The following is a 17,087-nucleotide window of genomic DNA, read 5'->3' on the forward strand; positions in this document are numbered from 1 at the left end:
GCGCCTCATGCCTGGACCAGCGGGCCGGGATTTTTCAGGTACTGCGTCTTGATCGCCTGGGCGGCCATCAGGGTGATGGCGCCGATGGTGGCGGTGGGATTGGCCTGGAAGTTCTGCGGGAAGGCATTGCCGCCGGGGACGAAGACGTTGTGCACATCCCAGGATTGCAGGTACTTGTTCAGGGCCGAGTCGCGCGGCGAGTCCCCCATGATGGCGCCGCCCACGTTGTGGGTGGAGACGTACTTGGTGATGTCCCAGTGCGAGTCCAGTCCCAGGAAGCCTTCGGAGAGGTGATCCGGGTTGAGCTCCTTGGAGATCTTCAGCACGATGTCGCGCAGGTAGCGCTGCAACTTGAGCTCGTTCTGGCGCCAGTCGAAGGTCATGCGCAAGAGTGGCTGGCCCCAGGGGTCGCGGTAGTTGGGATCCAGGTCCAGGAAGTGGCCGCGATAGGACATGCAGGTGGTGGTGATGCTGATCTTCATGGAATGGTCGTACCAATCGATCATGCCTTCCTTCCAGCCCTGGCCCCAGCTTGGCGTACCCGGCGGCAGTGCCGTGCCGATCGGCGCGCCCGAGGCTTGCGAGCTGTGGATCTTGGCGCCGCCGATGAAGCCCAGCTTGATGCCATCGTCGAAGTTGCCCGGCGAGATGTCGTTGAACATCTCACCGGTGGCCCCGGCCGTGGCGAAGGAATTGAAATTCTTGTCCTTGAAGAACAGCGTCGCTCCGCCATTGGAGAGGAAGGCGTAGTTACGCCCGATCACGCCGGTCTCGGTGATGGGATCGTAGGGCTTGCCGATGCCCGACAGCAGCATCAGGCGCACGTTGGCGAACTGGAAGCTGGAGAGGATCACGATCTTGGCCGGCTGGAACACTTCCTTCTTGTTCTCGTCGATGTAGGTCACACCGCGCGCGGTCTTCTTGTCGGCATGCAGGTCCACGCGGATGACGTTGGCGTTGACCTTGTAGTCGAAGTTGGGCATGCGCTTGACCACGTCCAGGATGGTGGTCTGCGGCGAGGCCTTGGAATAGTTCAGGCAGGGATACTTGCTGCAGAAGCCGCAGTAGTTGCAGGGCGCGATCTGGGCGCCATACGGGTTGGTCCAGGCCGTGGAGACGTTGGCCGACGGATTGGGGAAGGGGTGGTAGCCCAGCTTGCGCGCCACGTCAGCGAACAGGCTGCTGTTGTAGGTGTCATGCAGCGGTGGCAGCGGATAGGGGTTCGAGCGCGGGCCCTCGAAGGGATCGCCGCCCGGCTGGATCTGGCCGCGCAGGTTGCCGGTGTTACCCGACAGGCCGCAGACCTTGTCGAAGAAATCGTAGTGCGGCTCGATCTCGTTCCAGGTAAACGGGAAGTCCTTGATGCGCATCTCGGGATCGAGATTGCTGTGCCGGTAGGCCTGGTCGGCGTAGGTCTTGAGCTTGATGTCGGTGGGCGTGGGGCGGATCAGCACGGCGGTCCAGTGCAGGCCCGAGCCACCCACGCCGGTGCCGGGCGCGAAGGCGCCCCACTTGCGGGTCGGCAGCGCCTGTTGCGCGGTGTTGTAGCGCACCGTCAGGGCGGCATCGCGCGGGGTGGCGAAGACCTTGTTGCGGGTGGCGTAGCCGTACTGGTCGGCCGGCTTGGGATAGGCGAAGTCTTCGGGCGGACGGTCCGGGCCGCGCTCCAGGGCGCGTACCTTCAGGCCGGCCTGGGCCAGTTCGATGGCCATGATGGAGCCGGCCCAGCCGAGGCCGACGATGACGACGTCGACGTCGTCGTTGGTGATGTTAGGCATGGAGATTCAATCGGTAAGAGGTTGCAGGCGTGAACGTGGACGGGCTGCGCGCATCAGGCGCGCTTGCCCGACAGGCTCACGGGACCCAGCGGATACTTGACGTTGTGCTGGTCGACCCATTCGGTATAGGCCGCGCGCGCGCCGGGGAAGCCGATGGCGACCCAGGCCTTCATGTCCTTGTTGCCGCCATACATGGGGTCGGCCAGGTAGCCGTTCTTGGTATCGCCCAGCAACTGGCCGAAGAACTGCGAAGGCTTCATCGCGGTCTCGCCCAGCGCGGCGAAATCGACACCGTTCTTTTGCAGCGCGGTCAGGAGTGCATCCTTGTCCTTGGCCTCCAGTTGTTCGAAGGGCTTGCCGTGCTGCTGCTGGCTGATCTGCTGGGTCAGCTTGATGCCGATGCGGTAGACGTCCTGCGGCGCATAGGGAATCTGGAAACCCAGCGTGGCGGGCGCATCCGGCTGGTGCGGGCCCTGCAGGTAGATGTCGCTGCCCAGGCCGGTGTGCAACTGCTGGTCGATGAAGACCGGCACATTGGTTTCCAGCGCGCCGGGACCGCGCCCTTCGGCGGGGATCAGGCGGTCGCAGGCGGCCAGGAGGAAGATCCATTGCGCATCGTCGAAGAACACCGGCTTGTAGTGTTGCAGCTCGATGCCTTCCAGGCCATCGGCCCGGGCTGGCTTGAGCAGCGGAATCGCGACGATGGGAACGGCCGCTGCGGTGGCCGCCAGAACGGCGCGGCGCGAGGGACTGAACTTGGTAGTCATGGTGGAGGCAGTGTGGAGTGGGTGGAAAACAAGTAGCGCAACGCACCGGGGCACGCACGCAAGGGGGGAGATCGCGGCGCTTAGCGTCGTCCGTTTTGGCCAATTCCGACGTGTTGCTTCCCGCATCGAGAGTGGAGTCTAGATGGGCAGGCAATCAGGTCGTGTGGGGAAGCCACCTGCCGCAAACAGGGGCAAGTGCAGGGCGCCAGCGGGGACGCCATGGTCTGGGTAATGGATATGGAGTTAGCCATGTGCCGGAATCTCAGAGTGGATCAACTCGTCTCCGGTCTAGCATCCAGCCTGCGGGGCTGGCATTTCTTGTTCCCGCGATCTTGTCATCCGGATAAGGCCGGAACAGCGGGCGCCACTTGGCGGGCAATGCGGGATTGTAACACCTCTACATGTCCGATGTCCTAGGACTCATCTTTCCTGTGCCATCTGCAACAGCCGTCTTCGGCTACACTGCTGCCATCGTCTTTTTTCTTCACTGCTCTCTGATACGGAACACCATGCAGATTCGCGACGCCGACCTGGCCGACATCCCCGGCATTACCCCGATCTACAACGACGCCGTGGTCAATACCACGGCCATCTGGAACGACACCCAGGTGGATGACAAGAACCGCCAGGACTGGTTTGCCGCCCGGCGCCAGAGCGGTTATCCGGTGCTGATCGCGGTCGAGGGAGATAAGGTGCTGGGTTATGCCAGCTTCGGCGACTGGCGCGCCTTCGATGGCTATCGCCATACGGTCGAGCATTCGGTCTATGTCCACAAGGATCATCGTGGCCAGGGCCTGGGCGTGGCCCTGATGGAAGCGCTCATCGCACGTGCCCGCGCGCTGGGCAAGCACGTCATGGTGGCGGGCATCGACGCCAGCAATACCGGCTCGATCGCCCTGCATGAAAAGCTCGGTTTCACCCAGGTGGGGCATCTGCAGCAGGTCGGTACCAAGTTCGGCAAATGGCTGGACCTGGCCTTCCTGCAGCTGACGCTGGATGAGCGTAGCGATCCGGATCGCACCGGCGCCTGATGCAAGCTGTCTTGCCATGAAAAGGGCCGCCCGCAGGCGGCCCTCGTTGGCATCGCACACGGCCTAGCCGTTGTGTTTCTCGGGTTCGTGGTGGCCCTCTTCCTTCTTGTCTTCGTGTTTCGCCTCGGGTTTGCCTTCCCGTGGTTCTTCGCGCTTTTCTTCGTGCTTTTCTGCACCCTTCCCGAGGTTTTTCTCGACGTTCTTCTCGACCTCGTGCGCCTGGGCGGCATGGTTTTGCGGCCTTTCCGCCTCAGGCTTCTGGGCAGGCGCCCTGGCCGGTGCTGCCTGCAGCTCGCGGGCAGGATGAGGCGGCACATTCTCCTTGTGCTCGGCCGGTGCCGGCTGCGGCTTCACGTTGGCTGCCTTCATCTCCGGCGCATGGGTGGCGGGTGCGGGCGCGGCCTTTTCTTCCATCATCTTGCGGCGGTTCGCCTCGGCCTGTTGCTCCTGTTGCTCCTGCTCGCGCTGGTGCTCCTGGGCCTGGATGGCCGCTTCCTGCTGCGCGCGCTCGTGAGGCGCTGCCATCGCCTGTGCCTGCGCATGCGCATTGGGCGCCGCCCCCGGACGCGTATCGCCGGCCGTGAAGTGCGGCATGCTCATCGGCGTGGCCGCTGGCTGTGCACGGGGCGCGGGCTCCTGGCGGTTCTCGATGCGGGTCTGGGCGTTGTTGACGGTATTGACGTTGTTGACGTTGGTGGTATTGCGGACGTTGCTGGTGTTGTTGTTGAAGTTATTGGTGTTGCTGGTGTTGTTGGTGATGCGCGTGTTGTTCACGGTCACGTTGTTGGTGACGCGGTTGATCACCGTGGTGGAATGCGACACATAGGTCGTATTCTTGTACACCACGGCCGGCCGTTGCCAGTCCGATGCCGGACGGTCGCGCTCGACCGGACCACCCCAGTGCATGCCCCAGTCATGCCAGCCCCAGTCGCCATGATGGCTGATGGCCTCGCCCACGACGATACCCACGCCGAAGGACAGGGCGCCCACCACGATCTCGTTGCCCACCGGGCTGGGCGGACGATAGGCATAACCCGGATAGACCGGCACCGGCCCGCCATAGACCACGGCCGGATCGTAGCGGGGTACGTAGACGGTATCGGGCTGGGCCGATTCGATGACGATGGTCTCGGGCGGCGGCGGCACCACCGGTGCCCCGGCATAGACCACCGGCGCGCCGGGCGCGTTGACATACTGTGCCGGCTCGGCCGCACGCGCCACGCTGGCCACCCGCAACTGGCCTGAATTCTTGAGGTTGCCGGCCTGCTGGGCGCGCTGGCGCAGTGCCTGGATGGCATTCATCACGTCATTCGGATCATTGACGAAGGCGTCGCCCAACTGGCGTGTCCAGTCCGGATTGGAGGCCATCTGCGAGAGCACCGCCGGGAACTGTGTGAGCGACTTCACGCTGACATCCCAGGGTTCCTTGTCTTCGGCGGCTTGCAGGACATCACCCTTGAGCGCCGGGTTCTGGCCCAGCCACTGGTTGGCGCTGCTGATCTGGTCCGGATAGGTGGCCCCGGCCAGCACCTGCGCCACCAGCTTGTCGGGGAACAGTGCGATGGGCGCGACCATCTGCGAGAGCTGGTCCGCCGTCGGTGGCGTGTAGGCCGGCGTGGTGGGCGTCTCTGGCGCACCGGCGGCGGCCGTGGGAGTGGGCACACTGTCGGTCTTGTTGCAGCCGGAAAGTGCGAGCAACACCGCCACGAAGGTGGCGGACAAGGCGATGGCGTGATGGCGGTTCTTGGTCATGATGTTGTCCTTGGCCCGGTCAGGAAGAGGGAGGGATGGCCTGCCCGATAGCGTGGAAACGGCACGTTCGCCGGTGGCGTTGACGTGCAATTGTGAGCCGATGTATCGGATGTAACAGCACCACGCCAACAGTATTGGCCGCAAAGAAACAGCCGGGCTGATTGTCCTTCTTCGAACGTGAAGGAGCGCAAAGGTTCTGGCCCCGCCCGCGTCTTTCTACTGACAAAACGCTGACGGGGCGGGCGTTCCAGGCCGGTATGGAGGTCCGGCCCGGAACGGCGGTGTCGCTAGCTGGTACGAGTCACCTTGTTGAGGTGGCGAGGCTGGTCGGCATCCATGCCGCGCGCCACCGACAGTTGCGCTGCCATCACATAGAAGGCCTGGATGGCGACGATGGGGTCGAGGTCAGGCGTGGCCGCCATCGGCAGGGTCAGGTCACGTTGCTGTACGTCTTCGGGGGCGGCCAGCAACACCCTGGCGCCACGCTGGCGCATCTCCTCGGCCAGCGCCAGCATGCCGGCCTGGCTGGGGCCGCGGGTGGCGAACATGAGCAGCGGATAACCCTCCTCGATCAGCGCCATCGGCCCATGCTTGATCTCGGCGCCGCTGAAGGCTTCGGCCTGGATGGCGCAGGTCTCCTTGCATTTCAGCGCGGCTTCCAGTGCCAGTGCAAAGCCGGTGCCGCGACCTACCACCATGAGGCGGTCGGCCGGGGCCAGTGCCTGCACCGCGCTGCTCCAGTCGCACTCGGCTGCGATACGCAAGGCATCGGGCAATTGCGCGATGGCCGCCAGGAAAGCGGCGTCGTCCTGCCAGTGGCCGGTCAGCAGGGCGCCGGCCACCAGGCTGGCGATGAAGCTCTTGGTGGCGGCTACGCTGGACTCGATGCCGGCATGCAGCGGGATGCTCCATTCGGCCGCCTCGGCCAGGGGCGAATCCTCATGGTTCACCAGGGCCACCGTGCGTGCGCCACCGGCGCGGAAATACCGGACCGGTTCCACCACATCGGGGCTCTGTCCCGATTGCGAGATGGCGATGGCCAGCGCGTCGCGCACGATCAGCGGCGCCTGGTTCAGCGTCACCAGGGACATCGGCAGCGAGGCCACGATGCGGCCCAGGCGCGCCATCACCAGATAGGCGCAATAGGCCGCCGCATGGTCCGAACTGCCGCGTGCCACCGTGACGATGTTGGCCGGTGGCGCGGCGCGCAACTGGCGGCCCAGCTCGGCATAGCGGGCCTGGTCACGGCTCAGTTGCACGGCCACGTAGTCGGCGGCCGAACGGGCTTCCTTAAGCATCAGCGAGGTCAATCTCTTCTCCTTCCACATAAACTGCCTTGATGGCGAACTGGCGGTCCACCACCACGATATCGGCATGGCAGCCACCGGAGAGCCGGCCACGATCGGCCAGGCCCAGGTAATCGGCGGCATAGGTCGAGGTGCGCAGCGCCGCCTCGGACACCTCCATGCCCAGCGAGACCAGGTTGCGCAGCGCCTGGTCCATGGTCAGGATGCTGCCGGCCAGGGTGCCGTCGTCCAGGCGCACGCCACCGGCGCACTTGTGCACCACCTGGCGGCCCAGCGCATAGTCGCCATCGGGCATGCCGGCCGCCGCGGTCGAATCGGTCACGCAGAACAGGCGCGGAATGGCGCGCAGTGCCGCGCGGATGGCACCGGGGTGGACGTGCAGCAGGTCGGGGATCAGCTCCGCATATTTCGCATGCGCCAGCGCCGCCCCCACCATGCCGGGCTCGCGATGATGGAAACCGCTCATCGCATTGAACAGGTGGGTAAAGCCCGAAGCACCATGCGCCAGCGCGGCCACACCATCGTCGTAGCTGCCGGCGGTATGGCCGATCTGCACCTTCATGCCACGATTGGCCAGCTTGCAGACCAGCTTGAGATGGCCGTCCACTTCCGGGGCGATGGTGATGAGCCTGAGCGGTGCCAGGCTGTTGAGATAATCGACCTGTTCCAGCGAGGCCTCGATGGCGAAGTCGGGTTGCGCGCCCAGCTTGCCGGGATTGATGTAGGGGCCTTCCAGGTGCACCCCCAGCACACGCGCATGACCGGCACGACGCCCGGCGCAGACGGGGCCGATGGCCTTGAGCGCCCGTTCCAGTTCGTCCAGCGGCGCGGTCATGGTGGTGGCCAGCAGGCTGGTGGTGCCGTGGCGCACATGCAGGCGGCTGAGCACATCGACGGCATCGCCGCCTTCCATCACGTCGCGGCCACCACCGCCATGCACGTGCAGGTCGATGAAGCCGGGCAGGATGTAGTGGCCCTCGTCGATGATGCGCGGCTCGCGGCGCAGCGCCTGGCCTTCGACGGAGCGGATGCGCTCATCGAAGACGATGTCGCCATGGACCCAGCCTTGCGGCGTGAGGACATTGCCTTGCAGGGTATGGAGGCTGCTCATGCGGGATTCTCCTGGTTGCTGATCGTGGCCATGCCCTGCCGTGCCAGCAGCAGGGCGCCATCGGCGGCATCGGCGCGGGCCGGGACGATGCGCTGGCGCAGGCCGGCATCGAGATAGGTTTGCAGCGCTTGCGCCAGACCACCGCACAGCGCCAGCGGCAGCCGCTGCAGCGGATCGAGCGCTGCCACCATCAGGCTGATCTCGGCGCCCGCCGCATGCAGGATGGCATCGGCAGCCGGATCCAGGCCGGCATGCTGCACCACCGGCCGGGCGGCGCGGGCAAAGGCGGCCTGGTCGGCCTGGGCGAGCCAGTCTAGCAGGGTGGCGCGCTCGTCGCGTCCGCTGTCCTCTGGTACGGCCGGTAGTTCGCTGGCACACAGTGCCAGCATGGCGTCGGCCAGTGGACCGCGCAGGGCGCGGCCATCGAGGGCATGCTGGGCGTGGTGCAGGGCGCGCAGACCGATCCAGGCGCCGCTGCCATCGTCGCCGCTGGGAAAGCCCCAGCCATCGACCACACGCTGGCGGCCATCGATGTCCAGCGCGATGCCGATGGTGCCGGTACCCACCGCGATGATGGCGCCGGGTTCACCGCCATGCGCGCCCAGCAGGGTCGCCACGCCATCGTTGACGATCTGCAGTGCGCCGAAGTGCGGTGCCTGCGACTGGAAATCGGCCGCCCACTGCACCACGTTCTGGCCGGCGATGCCGATGCCCACGGCCAGGGTGGCCGGGGCCGGCACGGTCAGTCCGACATGGGCAAAGGCTTGTGCGATGGTGTCTTCGATGGCGCGCCAGGCTCGGGTGGCGCCATTGCGCAGTGCCGATCCCGGGCCGCTGGCCTGGGCCAGCACGCTGCCGTCGGCGCGCGCCAGACGCACCAGGGTCTTGGTGCCGCCACCATCCACGCCGATCAGGTAGGCGATGTCCGTCATGGTTCAGGCCGCCTGGCGTCGTGCCGATTGCAGGTTGCCGGGATGGCGTCGACGCAGCGCCAGGCCATCGGCATCGAAGACATGGAAGGCATGGCTGTCCACCGACAACGCCAGTGGCTGGCCGATCTCCACGCTGCGATTGCCATCGCCACGCACCACGATGTCCTGGCCGCCCTGCAGCGTCAGGTAGAGGAAGTTGGCCTCGCCCAGATGCTCGACCAGGTTGACCACGCCTTGCAGCACCTGACCATCGCCCGCGCCTTCGCGGATCTGCTCGGCGCGCAGGCCCAGCGTGACCGCATCACCCACCTGCACGCTGCCGGCATCGACATCGGCCAGCAGGCGCAACCCGCCGGCAATCTCGACCTGCACGCCGCTGCCATCGGCGCGTGTGACCACGCCCTTCATCAAGTTCATCTTCGGCGAACCGATAAAGCCGGCCACGAACAGGTTCTGCGGCTGCTGGTACAGCTCCAGGGGACTGCCGGCCTGCTGGATGCGGCCTTCGTGCATCACCACGATCTTGTCGCCCAGGGTCATGGCCTCGACCTGGTCGTGGGTCACGTAGACGATGGTGGCCGTCAGTTGCCGGTGCAGCTTGGCGATCTCCAGCCGGGTTTGCACGCGCAGGGCGGCATCGAGATTGGAGAGTGGCTCGTCGAAGAGGAACAGGCGTGGCTTGCGCACGATAGCGCGACCGATGGCCACGCGCTGGCGCTGGCCGCCGGAGAGTTCGCGCGGCAGCCGCTGCAGCAGGTGGTCGATCTTGAGGATGGCAGCGGCGTGGCGGATGCGCTCGTCGATCTCGCTCTTGCTGCTGCCGGCCACCTTCAGGCCGAAGGCCATGTTCTTGTACACGTTCATGTGCGGATACAGCGCGTAGCTCTGGAACACCATGGCGATGCCGCGCTCCGCCGGTGGCAGGTGATTGACCACCTGGCCGCCGATACTGAGCTGGCCGCCGCTGATCTCTTCCAGCCCGCACAGCATGCGCAGCAGGGTCGACTTGCCGCAGCCCGAGGGGCCCACCAGCACGCAGAATTCGCCGTCGCGGATATCCAGGTTCAGGCCGGCCAGCACGTCGGAGCGGCCGTCATAGGATTTGCGCAGATTGTCTATGCTTACATGTGCCATATCGATTCCTGAGTGTTATTTGACGGCGCCGGAGGTGAGGCCGCGGATGAGCTGGCGCGAGAAGGCCATGTACAGCAGCAGCACCGGAATCACTGCCATGGACAGCGCGGCGAGCACCGAATTCCAGTCGGTGGCGTATTGCCCGATGAATTGCTGCACGCCCAGCGTGACGGTGCGGGTGTCTTCCCCGGGCGCCAGGATCAGCGGGAACCACAGGTCGTTCCACGCCGGGATCATGGTGAACACCGCCACCGTGGCAATGGCCGGACGCAGCAGCGGCAGGATCACGCGGAAGAAGATGGTGATCTCGCCCACGCCATCGCAGCGCGCCGCGTCCTTCAATTCACCGGGGATCTGGCGCATGAACTCGGAGAGGATCATCACCGCCAGCGGCAGGCCCTGGGCGGTATAGACCAGGATCAGCGCGGTGCGCGTATTGATCAGGTCCAGCGCCACCACCAGCTGCAGGATCGACACCGTGCCCAGGCGGATCGGGATCATGATGCCGATGGCGACGAAGAAGTTGATGACGCGGTTGCCGGGGAAGCGGTATTCCGACAGCGCCCAGGCTGCCATCGCGCCAAACAGCACGATCAGCACCAGCGCGCCCACGGTCACCACCAGGCTGTTGCCGAAGTAGAGCAGGAAGTGGGTGCCCGAGAGCACCTTCTGGAAGCCCGAGAAGGTCAGCGTCTCGGCCGTGGGCAGAGCCATCGGTCCTTCGAAGATGGCATTGCGGGTCTTGACCGAGTTGATCAGGATCAGCGCGATGGGGAACAGGGCGATCACCGCATACAGGCACAGTACGGCATGCACCCACAGGTGGCCGGCCTGGCCGAAGCTGCGCTGCACCAGGGTGGGCGCGGTCGGCGCGCCGGCGGTAGCGGAAACGGTCATGGAAGGGTCCTTGGAATCAGAGCGCATAGCGGGTCAGGCGTCGCTGCACCAGGACGAAGTAGGCACCCACGCCACCCAGGATCACCAGGAACATCAGCGTAGCCACGGCCGCGCCCATGGTGGGGCTGCCGATCTGCGCCTGGTAGCCGAAGAAGGTGCGATAGAAATAGGTGCCTAGCAGGTCCGACGCATAGTTGGGGCCGGCCAGCGCGCCCTTGACCGAATAGATCAGGTCGAAGGCATTGAAGTTGGCCACGAAGGTGAGGATGGTCACCAGGCCCAGGGTCGGATAGATCAGCGGCAGCTTGATCTGCCAGAAGATGCGCATGGCACTGGCCCCCTCGGCATGGGCGGCTTCCAGCACTTCCTCGGGCACCGCCAGCAGCGCCGCATAGATCAGCATCATGGGGATGCCCACGTACTGCCACACCGAGATCAGCGACAGCGTCAGCAGGGCGGTGGATTCCTGTCCCAGCCAGGGGCCGAACCAGTCGGCCAGGCCGACTAAGCCCATGAGTTTTTCACCCACGCCCCACAGCGGCGAGAGGATCAGTTGCCAGATGAAGCCGATGATCACCACCGACAGCAAGGTCGGCAGGAAGATCAGCGTGCGGTAGGTGCGCGCTCCGCGCAGGCCCTTGAGGCTGAACAGCGTGGCCAGCAGCAGACCGATCGGGTTTTGCAGGGCCATGTGGATGCAGAAGAACTTGATGTTGTTCCACATCGCATTCCAGAAGGCGGCCGACCAGTCGGGGTCGAACAGGATGGTGCGGTAGTTGTCCAAGCCCACGAAGCTGCTGACACCCGCATCGTTTGCGGTGTAGAAGCCCAGGCGCAGGGTATCGGCCAGGGGCAGGGCGCTGAAGAGCGCATAGATGAGCAGGGCAGGCGCAAGCAGGATCGCCAGTTGCCAGGCGCGGATTTTTTTCACGAGGTCTCCTGAGGGGGAGCGGACGTCTTGCTGCGTCCTTGGCTCCGTACGGCGGGTTACGTTGTCAATGCAAGGGCATCACTGCTGCGGCTTGTACCACTTGGCGAAGCCGGCCTGGATCTTGGCGGCGGCATCCTTGGGCGCCAGCTTGCCGTTGAGGACCTGGGCGTTGACGTTCCACATCTCGTTTTCCATGCTGGGCGTGCCGCGATTGAGGATCTGCGAATTGACGCGGATGGTGGAGGCGCAGTTCTTGCGCCAGCCCATCATCTGCTTGGCAATCGGATCCTTCACCGAGATCAGGTGGTTCGACAGCGAGAAGAAGCCCGTGACCTTGTTGGTATAGAGATCGGCAAACTCCTGCGAACCCAGCCAGGCCAGGAACTTGTAGGCGTCATCCTTGTTCTTGGACTTCTTGTTGATGCCCATGCCGATGTCGTTGTGGTCCGAGATATAGCAGGCGTCGCCGGCCTTGGGCACCGGTGGCGGGAAGGCAGCGAAGTCCAGCTTGCCGTTGAAGTAGGCGATATCCCAGGAACCGGCCGGATAGACCGCGCCCTTGCCCAGCGCGAACATGTTCTGGCTGTCGCTGTAGGTCTGGGCCGAGGCGCCCTTGGGCAGGTACTTGCCCAGCTTGGCTTCATAGTCCCAGGCGGCCACGAACTGCGGATCGGTGAACTTCGCCTTGCCGGCGATGAGCGCCTTGCGGCCTTCCTCACCCTTCCAGTAATTGGGGCCGATGCCGGTGAAGAGCACCTGGTGCGATTCCCATTGCTCGGAGGTGCCCATCACCAGCGGCGTGTACTTGCCGGAGGCCTTGACGGTATCGAGCAGCTTGAAGAATTCCGCCTCGGTCTTGGGCGGCTCCAGGTTCAATTCCTTGAAGATCTTGGTGTTGTAGAAGAAGCCGTGGATCACCGAGGCCATGGGCATGCAGAAGGTGTCCTTGCCGTCATCGCTCTGCCAGGCGGCCTTGGCGGCGGGCGAGAAGTATTCCATGCCGGGCTTGCCATCGAGCTTTTCCAGGTGGCCCTTGTTGTAGAGCGACAGCGAGACGTCGAAGGGACGGCAGGCCACAAGGTCACCGGCGGTGCCGCCTGCCATGCGCGCGGCCAGGCTGGAGTCGTATTCGGTAGGCGCGGTGGGGGAGAATTTCACGGTAATGCCGGGATTGCTCTTCTCGAAGGCCGGGATCAGCACATCCTGCCACAGCGGCAGGTCATCGACCCGCCAGCTTTCGATGGTCAGGTTGCCGGCCTGCACGGCATGGCTAGCCAGGCCGACAGTGAGGGCGCAGGCGGCCAGCAGGGCGCTGCGGTGGAGCAGGGGAAAACGTCCCGTTTTCTTGACGGTCTGCATCAAAGGTCTCCTTGGTTTTTGTTAGAGATAGCTGCATTGGCGCTGGTGAGGACAGCCGGGGAACAGCAGAAAGGCAGTGAAGCGCCGTGACATTAGCACCGGGGTGGCATGTGATGCGAACGCGCCGGGCAGGATCATGCTGTCTATCCCAAGTCATTGATTCACAAGGAAAATCCATGTTTTCAGACGGCTATCCGGATTACATATCCTTACACGTCATGCAACATGGGGACGTGACCGCCAAGGGGAGAGCATGGGGTGCCGGGGGCAGCATGGGCCGGAGGGTGGGGACAAGACAAGCTCAGGTAGGCTTACATTTCTTTACAAGAGATAAAGCGAGTTCATCATTTTCAAGACGTGCCAAAGGCTTTGCCGGAGCTGTCGCAAATTGCGCATTGGCAGGCAGCCGGCTATAGTCTGTTCCGGTTTGGAGACAAGCACCATCATGATAAGAAAGAAACGGCCCGCGAACGCACGCACCGGCCCGGCCCTCACGCGAGTGGCCGAGGCCTGCCTGCGCGCGCTGTTGCCGTTGGTATTGCCGGTGCTGCCGGTGCTCATGCTGATGGGCCTGCCCATCGCCGCCGTGCAGGCGCAATCGTTCGGCCCGCCCGTCACGAGCGGTTCGCTGCAGGTGCTGCACTGGTGGACCTCGGCCAGCGAGCGCCAGGCCATCAACGTGGTGGTGAACCAGCTGGCGCGCCAGGACATCCAATGGCGCGACGTGGCCATCCCGGGGGGCGCCGGCATGGGCGCGGCCAAGGTCTTGAAGAGCATGGTGCTGGCCAATCGCGCACCGGAGGTCACCCAGTTGAATGGCGTGGTCTTCGCCGAATGGGCCGACCTGGGCCTGCTGCTGGAGCTGGACAACGTGGCCGTGCCCGGCAACTGGGAAAAGCAGATGTTTCCCACCGTCTGGTCGCTCATCAACAATCATGGTCATGTGGTGGCCGCGCCGCTGGGCATCCACCGCATCAATTCGCTGCTCTACAACACCGCCATCTTCAAGCGCTACAACCTGACGCCGCCCAGGACCTGGGAAGAATTCGACCAGATCGTGGAGAAGTTGAAGGGTACAGGCATCGTCCCGCTGGCCCAGAGCGCCGAGGCCTGGCAGCTGGCCACGCTGTTCGAGAACCTGGCCCTGGCCGAGAGCGGACCGGCCTATTACCGGCGCCTGTTCGTGGACATGAGCCCAGCGGCCTTCCTGGATGCGCGCATGCTGCACATCCTGAAGCGCCTGCGTGGCCTGGCGGTGGCCATGCCGCAGCCGGTGCGCGAGCGGCCCTGGACCGAGGTGGCGCGCAGCATGGTCAGCGGCGAAGCGGCCATGATGATCATGGGTGACTGGGCGCGTGGCGAACTCAATGCCTGGGGCATGGTGGTGGACCAGCAGTTCGGCTGTGCGCCGGCGCCCGGCACGGGCGAGTACCACCTCTACAGTACCGACACCCTGGCCATGTTCGCCGGCAACTATACGCACCAGGCCATGCAGGAAACGCTGGCGCAGATCACCATGTCGCCGGCGGTGCAGTCCGAATACAATAGGATCAAGGGTTCCATCCCGGTACTGCGCACACCCGATCCCCACATGGATCGCTGCGCCCGCGATTCCTGGCGCACCTTCAGCAAGGGGCCGGCCTTCCAGGCCCCCAGCCTGGTGCACCGCATGGCCACCGACGACACCACCAAGGATGCCATCGTGGCCGAGGTGCAGCGCTTCTTCCTCGACCGCACCATCACCGAGGAACAGACACAGAAACGATTTGCAGCCATTGCGCGGACGCTCTCGCGCAATCGCAACGACTAAGACTTTGGAGATGGAGCAGCAACATGACGCGCAAGATATTGATCGTCGACGATGACCAGAAGACCCGCACCCTGCTCAAGGCCTACCTGGAAAAGAACCAGTACGAGGTCCGCCTGGCCCATGACGGCGCGGCCTTCCTGGCCGAGTTCCAGCGCTTTGCCGATGAGCTCTCGCTGGTGATCCTGGACGTGATGTTGCCCGACACCGACGGCTTTGCCCTGTGCAAGGCGGTACGGCGCAAGTCCAACGTGCCGGTGATCATGCTCACCGCCAGCTCCGACGAGACCGATCGCGTGGTCGGCCTGGAACTGGGCGCCGACGACTACATCGCCAAGCCCTACAGCCCGCGCGAGCTGCTGGCGCGCATCAAGGCCATCCATCGCCGCATCGGTATCGACAGCAGCGCCGCACCGCGCTACTACCGCTTCGCCGGTTTCACCCTCGACACCGTCGAACGCACCTTGACCGACAGCGAAGGCCAGGTGGTGGCGCTGACCGGCATGGACTACCAGCTGCTGAAGTATTTCGTCGAGCATCCCGGCGACGTGCTGGACCGCAGCCTGCTTTGCGAGGAAACCCGTGGACGCGACGCCGGCCCGCTGGACCGCTCGCTGGATGTGCAGATCAGCAAGCTGCGCCTGCGCCTGAACGATGGCGGGCGCCAGCCGCACCTGATCAAGACCGTGCGCGGCGCCGGCTATGTCTTCTCGGCTGACGTCAGTGCCGCAGCCGCCTGAGACGGGCGCCCCGGTAGCGCCGCTCCTGGTCGCCACCCGGCCCGGCCTGCGTCGCCGGCTGGCGATGCTGCTGGACTGGATGCTGCCCGATTCGCTGCTGGGCCGCCTGTCGGTGGTGATGATCCTCGGCGTGCTGGTGACGCAGCTGGTAGGCGGGCTGATCTGGGCCGTGCAATTGCGCAGCAAGTCCGAAGCCGAGACCCGCGTGGCGGCACAGCACCTGGCCCACAGCGCGGCGGCGGCGATCCGTTATTTCATGACCTTGCCGCCCAACTACCGGCCGCTGATGATCCAGCAGTTGCGCGAGATGGGCGGCACCCGCTTCTTCATCAACGCCAACGCCGGCGCGGTGCCGGTCAAGTCCATCGGCGACAGTCGCCTGGCCGGCATCGCCATCCAGGTGGCCGCGCAGACCCTGCAGGAAGACCTGCCCTTCCTGCCGGAAGCACGGCTGGGCTTTGCCTGGCCCGACGGCCTGCAGGTCTCCACCGATGGCCTGACGGTAGGCGACCTGCCCGACAACTGGGTGCAGCACATCCTGCTGACCAAGCCCAATTCGGCGCCGGTGCTGGTGATCCAGATGCAGGTGGAGAGTGGCCGCTGGATCTACCTGGCGGCGCTGATGCCCAATCCCTACTTCCTGGATAGCGACAACCCGCTCTGGCTGGACCGGCTGGTGCTGCAGGGCCTGTCGCTGGCGGCCATCCTGCTGCTGACCATCCTGGTGGTGCGCTGGACCACGCGCCCGCTGGCCGCCCTGGCCGATGCCGCCGAAGCCTTCGGCAAGGGTGAGACCGTGCCCAGCCTGCCCGAGACCGGCAGCCGCGAATACGTCAAGACCGCGCGCGCCTTCTCCGGCATGCGCGAGCGTATCAAGCGCTACCTCGAAGACCGCGAGCGCCTGTTCGTCTCGATCTCGCATGACCTGCGCACGCCGATCACGCGCTTGAAGCTGCGCACCGAACTGATGGACGACGACGCCATGCGCACCGAGTTCCACGATGACCTCGACGAGCTGGACATGATGGTCAAGGGCGCCCTGCAATCGGTCAAGGACAGCGACATCCACGAGAATCGCACCGAAGTGCGGCTTGATGCGCTGGTGCTGCGCATGATCCGCGACGCCCACCTGGCCGGTCACGAGATCGCCTTCACGCCCTGCGGCATCAATGTCATGGCCAAGCCGCTGGCCCTGAAGCGCGCCATCGGCAATCTCTTCGACAATGCGCTGTACTACGGCCAGAAGGTGGAGATCAGCATCCGTCCCTCGCCAGGCACACAGGCCGACCTGGTCGAGATCGAGATCCGCGACCACGGCCCCGGCGTGCCGGAGGACGCCATGGGGACGCTGTTCCAGCCCTATGTGCGGCTGGAGCATGGACGCGCCCAGAACAGCGGCGGCATGGGCCTGGGTCTGGGTATCTCGCGCAATATCGTGCAGGCCCACGGTGGCGAGCTGCTGCTGCGCAATCATCCCGAGGGCGGCCTGATCGCCACCATCATCCTGCCGGCGCGCTAAGCGGGTCGCGCAGATGATCCAT

At 64.9% G+C, this 17,087-nt stretch carries 14 protein-coding genes; 4 read left to right on the top strand and 10 right to left on the bottom strand.

Going from position 1 to position 17,087, the window contains the following annotated elements:
* Positions 1-5: 5 nt before the first annotated feature.
* Entirely contained in the window at positions 6-1,778 is a 1,773-nt protein-coding gene (locus ACIPHN_RS04910; RefSeq protein WP_400433601.1) for a GMC family oxidoreductase, read from the bottom strand.
* A gap of 53 nt (positions 1,779-1,831) precedes the next feature.
* Positions 1,832-2,545 (bottom strand): gluconate 2-dehydrogenase subunit 3 family protein, encoded by a 714-nt coding sequence (locus tag ACIPHN_RS04915; protein WP_400433604.1) that lies wholly within the window; start codon positions 2,543-2,545, stop codon positions 1,832-1,834.
* 509 nt (positions 2,546-3,054) lie between these two features.
* Between ACIPHN_RS04915 and ACIPHN_RS04920 the strand changes: the two genes are divergently transcribed.
* Positions 3,055-3,576, top strand: a complete 522-nt coding sequence (locus ACIPHN_RS04920; protein ID WP_400433606.1) for a GNAT family N-acetyltransferase — start codon at positions 3,055-3,057, stop codon at positions 3,574-3,576.
* A gap of 63 nt (positions 3,577-3,639) precedes the next feature.
* Here ACIPHN_RS04920 and ACIPHN_RS04925 read toward each other — a convergent pair whose 3' ends face one another.
* The 8 genes from ACIPHN_RS04925 to ACIPHN_RS04960 all read right to left on the bottom strand — a co-directional run bounded on the left by ACIPHN_RS04925 (position 3,640) and on the right by ACIPHN_RS04960 (position 12,999).
* Positions 3,640-5,328, bottom strand: a complete 1,689-nt coding sequence (locus ACIPHN_RS04925) for a DUF3300 domain-containing protein (RefSeq protein WP_400433609.1) — start codon at positions 5,326-5,328, stop codon at positions 3,640-3,642.
* A 287-nt stretch (positions 5,329-5,615) separates the two neighbouring features.
* Entirely contained in the window at positions 5,616-6,626 is a 1,011-nt protein-coding gene (locus ACIPHN_RS04930; RefSeq protein ID WP_400434052.1) for an SIS domain-containing protein, read from the bottom strand.
* Positions 6,619-7,746: an N-acetylglucosamine-6-phosphate deacetylase gene (nagA, locus tag ACIPHN_RS04935; RefSeq protein ID WP_400433611.1), complete on the bottom strand. Its 1,128-nt coding sequence runs from the start codon at positions 7,744-7,746 to the stop codon at positions 6,619-6,621. The genes ACIPHN_RS04930 and nagA overlap by 8 nt, the downstream gene beginning before the upstream one ends.
* On the bottom strand, positions 7,743-8,678 hold the full coding sequence (locus ACIPHN_RS04940) for a BadF/BadG/BcrA/BcrD ATPase family protein (protein WP_400433614.1): 936 nt from the start codon (positions 8,676-8,678) through the stop codon (positions 7,743-7,745). The genes nagA and ACIPHN_RS04940 overlap by 4 nt, the downstream gene beginning before the upstream one ends.
* 3 nt (positions 8,679-8,681) lie before the next feature.
* Complete coding sequence (locus tag ACIPHN_RS04945) at positions 8,682-9,812, bottom strand: ABC transporter ATP-binding protein (RefSeq protein WP_400433616.1); 1,131 nt, start codon at positions 9,810-9,812, stop codon at positions 8,682-8,684.
* 15 nt (positions 9,813-9,827) lie between these two features.
* Positions 9,828-10,709: a carbohydrate ABC transporter permease gene (locus tag ACIPHN_RS04950; protein ID WP_400433619.1), complete on the bottom strand. Its 882-nt coding sequence runs from the start codon at positions 10,707-10,709 to the stop codon at positions 9,828-9,830.
* Between the two features lie 16 nt (positions 10,710-10,725).
* Positions 10,726-11,640, bottom strand: coding sequence for a carbohydrate ABC transporter permease (locus ACIPHN_RS04955; RefSeq protein ID WP_400433622.1), 915 nt, complete (start codon positions 11,638-11,640; stop codon positions 10,726-10,728).
* Between the two features lie 78 nt (positions 11,641-11,718).
* Positions 11,719-12,999, bottom strand: a complete 1,281-nt coding sequence (locus ACIPHN_RS04960) for an ABC transporter substrate-binding protein (RefSeq protein ID WP_400433625.1) — start codon at positions 12,997-12,999, stop codon at positions 11,719-11,721.
* Between the two features lie 445 nt (positions 13,000-13,444).
* Between ACIPHN_RS04960 and ACIPHN_RS04965 the strand changes: the two genes are divergently transcribed.
* The 3 genes from ACIPHN_RS04965 to ACIPHN_RS04975 are packed head-to-tail and all read left to right on the top strand — an operon-like array spanning position 13,445 to position 17,065.
* Positions 13,445-14,809 carry an ABC transporter substrate-binding protein gene (locus ACIPHN_RS04965; protein ID WP_400433628.1) on the top strand — a complete coding sequence of 455 codons (1,365 nt, stop codon included), beginning with the start codon at positions 13,445-13,447 and terminating at the stop codon, positions 14,807-14,809.
* A 23-nt stretch (positions 14,810-14,832) separates the two neighbouring features.
* Positions 14,833-15,546 carry a response regulator gene (locus tag ACIPHN_RS04970; protein ID WP_400433631.1) on the top strand — a complete coding sequence of 238 codons (714 nt, stop codon included), beginning with the start codon at positions 14,833-14,835 and terminating at the stop codon, positions 15,544-15,546.
* Positions 15,530-17,065: an ATP-binding protein gene (locus ACIPHN_RS04975; protein WP_400434055.1), complete on the top strand. Its 1,536-nt coding sequence runs from the start codon at positions 15,530-15,532 to the stop codon at positions 17,063-17,065. Before ACIPHN_RS04970 ends, ACIPHN_RS04975 begins: the two co-directional genes overlap by 17 nt.
* The last annotated feature ends 22 nt before the right edge of the window (positions 17,066-17,087 follow it).

The sequence above is a fragment of the Herbaspirillum sp. NPDC087042 genome, from assembly GCF_044745245.1.
Classification (GTDB): domain Bacteria; phylum Pseudomonadota; class Gammaproteobacteria; order Burkholderiales; family Burkholderiaceae_D; genus Herbaspirillum.

Bases quoted from the DNA above. Each gene is read 5' to 3' on its own strand.
- ACIPHN_RS04965 (WP_400433628.1), top strand. From the start codon at position 13,445: ATGATAAGAAAGAAACGGCCCGCGAACGCACGCACCGGCCCGGCCCTC.
- ACIPHN_RS04930 (WP_400434052.1), bottom strand. From the start codon at position 6,626: ATGCTTAAGGAAGCCCGTTCGGCCGCCGACTACGTGGCCGTGCAACTG.
- ACIPHN_RS04920 (WP_400433606.1), top strand. From the start codon at position 3,055: ATGCAGATTCGCGACGCCGACCTGGCCGACATCCCCGGCATTACCCCG.
- ACIPHN_RS04910 (WP_400433601.1), bottom strand. From the start codon at position 1,778: ATGCCTAACATCACCAACGACGACGTCGACGTCGTCATCGTCGGCCTC.
- ACIPHN_RS04940 (WP_400433614.1), bottom strand. From the start codon at position 8,678: ATGACGGACATCGCCTACCTGATCGGCGTGGATGGTGGCGGCACCAAG.
- ACIPHN_RS04950 (WP_400433619.1), bottom strand. From the start codon at position 10,709: ATGACCGTTTCCGCTACCGCCGGCGCGCCGACCGCGCCCACCCTGGTG.
- ACIPHN_RS04945 (WP_400433616.1), bottom strand. From the start codon at position 9,812: ATGGCACATGTAAGCATAGACAATCTGCGCAAATCCTATGACGGCCGC.
- ACIPHN_RS04915 (WP_400433604.1), bottom strand. From the start codon at position 2,545: ATGACTACCAAGTTCAGTCCCTCGCGCCGCGCCGTTCTGGCGGCCACC.
- nagA (WP_400433611.1), bottom strand. From the start codon at position 7,746: ATGAGCAGCCTCCATACCCTGCAAGGCAATGTCCTCACGCCGCAAGGC.
- ACIPHN_RS04970 (WP_400433631.1), top strand. From the start codon at position 14,833: ATGACGCGCAAGATATTGATCGTCGACGATGACCAGAAGACCCGCACC.
- ACIPHN_RS04960 (WP_400433625.1), bottom strand. From the start codon at position 12,999: ATGCAGACCGTCAAGAAAACGGGACGTTTTCCCCTGCTCCACCGCAGC.
- ACIPHN_RS04925 (WP_400433609.1), bottom strand. From the start codon at position 5,328: ATGACCAAGAACCGCCATCACGCCATCGCCTTGTCCGCCACCTTCGTG.